Genomic DNA, 4,488 nt, shown 5'->3' with positions numbered 1-4,488 from the left:
CGCCTATTTATGCGGAGGTATGAGGAGTTGGCGGCAACGGCCGCGATGGGTGGGAAGCGGACTGTCAGCTTCTGGAGAGTTGATCGACGATAGATGACCTTGCTCGGTAAAAAATATTCGGCAACATTCGTCCCGTTGCGGTCATCCGGAAGCGGAGAAAACAATTGCTATGTCTACCGGTCCGAACCTCCAAGAATGGAACTTTCAATCAGTCGCCGTTATGCAAGCAATGCTTGGTATGCTTTCGCAAAATTTTCGTCGCGTCACGCTTAGCCATGACGGAAGTCAGTGGTTGGTAGACTTCGTGCTTGAGCGCGAAGATGCTGAAGATCGTGAGGAAATTGAAGATTTCGAAACCGAATGGGATGCGTTGCAAAGTGGACCGGTGCGACGTGAGGTCCGAACTATCGTGGAGTCCGGACCGCTCTCTCTGTCTGTATGGCCCACGCGCGGCTTATACCAACGTCGAGAGGCAGTTGCTCAGCGGGACTGAACGGCAGCTAACCACCAGATTCTGCAATTCACTCTTCGGATCGCCATCGAAATGAATGACCGGTGTCAAGGATACGGATGGTGTGAAGGAGTGACCAAAAATGGTCGTTATTCTCCTTTGCGGACCAACCGATTTACCAGCCATCGAACAGCAAGCCCTGTGATGAGCGCAACTGCAGCGGATGGCAGCATGACATGCGACCAAAAGCCCTTACCGCATGGAATATCAGGTGCGCAGTCACCCAAGGCCTCCACCATTAAGAGTATGGTGAAGATCGGGAGGGTGATGAGCAACGACATACCGCAGCCCCACTTGCCGCCCCGCGTTCCGCCACATCGGTATCTGCCGTCATCCATCCGGCGATATTACCGAGCTAATGAACGTCCGCTAGTGGCATCAACAAATCGACCGGCGAACGGCAAAGTCTGGTCGTTATGCGACGAACCGCATTTGCTGGCTATACCGGCTCGACGCGGCTGGACCGATAGGCGATTTTCACTGCAATCATGTAGTGGGTGGTGCTGGAAATGACATCGGTGGTGATGGCCCCGCAGCGCAGCGCGCCATCAGGATTAGTCCAATGCGCCAAGACAGCCGCGACCTTATCAGCCAGCGCCCAAGCGTTCGCATCGGCTTCGCCAATTGGAATAGCGACATGCACCCAAACGCGACCTTCACGAATCACCCTATGACGGTCGCTGCCGAGATTGCTTTTCGTCTCGGTGCCGGGGCGGACAGCGAAGCGAACGAACCTCGGCAAGGGGGCAGTTCCGGCCTTCGCGTTGTCATGGATCAGGGGCGCGGACTTGTCAGTCCATAGCGCGATCATGCGCTTGCGGAGAATGTCGATGTCAGTGGAATGGCCCATTAGCGCACCCCCGCCTTGGCGGCGTCGATGCTGCGCTCAACCCAGCCTGACGGCTTGGTCACGGCATTGCCCGCGTTCAGACCATCGATGTGCGGCTGGTTGTTGATGATGTTGATCGTGCCGCCCAGCTTGGCGGTTGCAATCTGAGATTGGCCCCGTGCGAGCGCGCCTGCTCCGCCGGGATCGGGACTATCAAGCGTGCCCTGCGGGACGGTATTAACGCCCACCTGCCAATCGCCGACTGTGACGCTCGTATCCTCTGGCGTGCCCTCTACGACCCCTTGTAGGACGGCATTGGCTAGATCGCGGTTCACTCGCTCCGCGTGCGCGATGGCTTTGCGCTTAGCGTCCGCGAGGCTCTTCGCGACCTCGCCCATGTTCGTGATGCCGGAGCGGGCCATTATTTTAGCACCGCTTCATAGCGGATGACGGTCAAGCCATTGGGTGCGACAGCCTTTACGGTATCGATGGTATGCGTGGTCTGGCCAACAATCAGCACATCGTCTGGAAAAGGCTCGTGCCTATTGTCCAGCATGGCGACGGTGCGGACGCCTAGCAGCGCCCCGGCGTTCCAGAACTCCTTGTCCCGAATGACGCCGCGAACGCGAACGTCGCGAGTAGTGACAGGGACAACATCCCCGTTGGCATCATAACCGCCGCCGCTGGTGCGACGGAGAATGAAGCTGCCGCCCAATGGGCCTGCATAGAGCGTAGTCACCGCGCTCGCGAAATTCTCATAGACGGTCGCCATTATCGCGCACCGCCAGGACGAACGATTGAAGCGCCCCTGAACGAACCCCATTTGGACAAGCGCATGAACACGGCATCGGCCGCCGCGACAGCATTGGCGGGCTTGATCGTGCCAACGCCGTCCAGCTTCAATTCCGATGCGTTAAACGCATTGTCCTGCCAGAGCGTGATGTTGCGGACCTTGAAGGCTGCTAGGATCGCCTGCGCTTCCAGAACCTCTGTCGGGACTAAATCGTTTGGCAGCAGGACCGGCGTGTTGGACAGGCCGGGGCTTTCAAAATGGATGAAGCGCGCAAAGTCCTCGTAGCAGGAATCAAGGTGAGGGAAGTTGCGAGGATACCAGTCGGAACCGGGCGTCCTGCCTTCGATGACGACGCCCTTGCGCGGCCATGCCAAAGGCTGGAGCGGATCAACCGGCTGGCCCTTGAATGACCACATGCGCGAAATCTCTTTCGCGGACTCGATCAGGTAGGGTTCGTCGCCGTCGCTGAGTTCCGGGCTGATGCCCAGCAGCGGATGGACGAAATCGGTCAGGAACTGGTTCGCCTGAACGATGGTCTGCCAACTATTTGCGGTTGCCCCGGAGGTTTCCAATCCCATGCTGCGCCCTCATTTTGAGTGTTCGCAGCTATTTATTTGCGGTGACGATTAGTGATTTCGGTCATGTTGCAACATCCCCTCCATCCATTCGTTCGATGGTCGAACAGCAGGAGAGACGGGTTGCGACTGGTAGGTGCACTAAGTTGCTTGTTTGCCCTGGCGGCTTGTAATCAGGAGCCGATCCCACAAGCGAATGGGGATGCTGAGGGACGTGTTCCTACCGCTGACGTTCAGAACGACGCCGGCGATAATGCCGGTGCTGCTGTCGCGTCAGAGGCCTTAAATGCAAATCTGCCTAAGTCCGAACCCGACGACAGAGACGGTCAGTCGGGTAGCCAATCCAAAAAGCGTTCCTGCTATTTGGAAGTGGATGGGGTTATCCACGTTGACGGACCCTGTCTGGTTTTCCCGATGGGAGGTGACCAATACACTTTAAATACATGGGACGATGGCAAGCCTGCCCAATCCCATTTTGCCATCGTCTCGCGCGATACAGATGATCGGACAACTGCTACATGGAATAAAGACCCGGACGATACCCGCGCGTTTGATCCGCTCGGCGTTGTCCGAAAAGTCGATGGATGCTGGGTGAACGAACGAGCGCGAATTTGCGCGCGATAGTCATTTCGTCGATGGCGCAGCAGGGATTACTTGCCGCCGCCAATGCGGATTGACCGCTCGTTGCAGCGGTGAATCGTCATCTGGTAGCCCGACTGACCTGCTTCGCCGTAGCAAATACCAGCATTTTGCAGCCGAGTCGTCGCGTCTTCACGGTCCTCGCAAGCCTTGAGCGTTGCGGGATCATCGCCTGATCCTCCCCGGCATTGTTCATTAAGGCGACGCCAATCATTGATCAGCGCGGTTTCCTTTGCGGTCCATTCGGGCGCGTCCTTTTCTGGCATCGACGCTGGAACAGGATTGACGTTAATCTGCGCATTTTGAAACGAGGTAGCTTCATCTTGTCGTTCGCTCGTTCCTGACGAGCAAGCAGAGACGATAGCTGTGATGAACGCGAGGGCGAGAAGGGCAGGTGATTGTTTCATCAAGTGCCAACGATCGTGGCTTGATTAGGATCATTCTATAGCTGGCGGTTAGAGGCGCGTGCTCGATGACAGAATGGCCCGTCCTGACGGACGAGCCATTCCATTTTTAATGCCGAACGGCTTACGCGGCGGTCAGGACCAGAGCGCGGATTGCCTTATAATCGACAATCGCTGCACCAGTGCGGCGACGGGCGCTATATTTCACGAACTGTGGTTCGGTGATTGGGTCAACGACCCACTTCATCGTGCCATAATCCGCGATGGTGTATGCCTTCTTGAAGTCCGCGAGGATCGCAGCAGGCTTGGCCGTGCTGATCGCCGTCGCAACGTCTGGCATCATGTCGTCCACGACATAGCGGACGCCGTAGATGGTGCCGCCGGGCAGACCGGAGATCGATGCATCAGCAGGTGCCCAGACTGGACGACCGTTCTTGTCCTTCTCCTGCATGACCTTGAGTTCAAAGTCGGACGAGATGACGAGGACCGCGCCAGCAAGGTAGTTGCTGTGGAGTGTCGAACGCAGGACCAGAACGGCATCGCTCAGAGCGCCGGTGCCATCTTCGTTGACCGCTGGAGCCTCGACCTTCGCCAGAACGCCGAAGCTGTCGGTGAACTTGTTGACGGTGCCGGTCGAAAGAGTTTGTGCCAGAAGGCCCATGCGGGTGGAGGTCACGCCAGCAACGTCTTCAACGCTGTTCTGGGTCGTGCCGTTGAGGAACTGGTCGCTCTCCTTT

At 57.3% G+C, this 4,488-nt stretch carries 6 protein-coding genes; all 6 read right to left on the bottom strand.

What is annotated here, in order from left to right; translation table 11 throughout:
• Nucleotides 1–950: 950 nt before the first annotated feature.
• Entirely contained in the window at nucleotides 951–1,322 is a 372-nt protein-coding gene (locus tag B2V90_RS08780) for a hypothetical protein (RefSeq protein WP_228222958.1), read from the bottom strand.
• 38 nt (nucleotides 1,323–1,360) lie between these two features.
• Nucleotides 1,361–1,762: a hypothetical protein gene (locus B2V90_RS08775; protein WP_293920891.1), complete on the bottom strand. Its 402-nt coding sequence runs from the start codon at nucleotides 1,760–1,762 to the stop codon at nucleotides 1,361–1,363.
• The gene (locus B2V90_RS08770) at nucleotides 1,762–2,112 is read right to left on the bottom strand and encodes a hypothetical protein (RefSeq protein ID WP_228222960.1); all 351 of its coding nucleotides are present in this window, start codon (nucleotides 2,110–2,112) and stop codon (nucleotides 1,762–1,764) included. The genes B2V90_RS08775 and B2V90_RS08770 overlap by 1 nt, the downstream gene beginning before the upstream one ends.
• Nucleotides 2,112–2,711 carry a DnaT-like ssDNA-binding protein gene (locus B2V90_RS08765; RefSeq protein WP_228222961.1) on the bottom strand — a complete coding sequence of 200 codons (600 nt, stop codon included), beginning with the start codon at nucleotides 2,709–2,711 and terminating at the stop codon, nucleotides 2,112–2,114. The genes B2V90_RS08770 and B2V90_RS08765 overlap by 1 nt, the downstream gene beginning before the upstream one ends.
• Nucleotides 2,712–3,358: 647 nt before the next feature.
• Entirely contained in the window at nucleotides 3,359–3,754 is a 396-nt protein-coding gene (locus B2V90_RS08760) for a hypothetical protein (protein WP_228222962.1), read from the bottom strand.
• Between the two features lie 121 nt (nucleotides 3,755–3,875).
• Nucleotides 3,876–4,488 (bottom strand): phage major capsid protein (locus B2V90_RS08755; protein WP_293920889.1); only part of this gene is annotated, 613 nt, incomplete at its 5' end.

The organism is Sphingobium sp. UBA5915 (assembly GCF_002431195.1).
Classification (GTDB): domain Bacteria; phylum Pseudomonadota; class Alphaproteobacteria; order Sphingomonadales; family Sphingomonadaceae; genus Sphingobium; species Sphingobium soli.
This window is presented reverse-complemented; position numbering and strand designations above follow the sequence as displayed.

Bases quoted from the DNA above. Each gene is read 5' to 3' on its own strand.
- B2V90_RS08780 (WP_228222958.1), bottom strand. From the start codon at position 1,322: ATGATCGCGCTATGGACTGACAAGTCCGCGCCCCTGATCCATGACAAC.
- B2V90_RS08775 (WP_293920891.1), bottom strand. From the start codon at position 1,762: ATGGCCCGCTCCGGCATCACGAACATGGGCGAGGTCGCGAAGAGCCTC.
- B2V90_RS08770 (WP_228222960.1), bottom strand. From the start codon at position 2,112: ATGGCGACCGTCTATGAGAATTTCGCGAGCGCGGTGACTACGCTCTAT.
- B2V90_RS08765 (WP_228222961.1), bottom strand. From the start codon at position 2,711: ATGGGATTGGAAACCTCCGGGGCAACCGCAAATAGTTGGCAGACCATC.
- B2V90_RS08760 (WP_228222962.1), bottom strand. From the start codon at position 3,754: ATGAAACAATCACCTGCCCTTCTCGCCCTCGCGTTCATCACAGCTATC.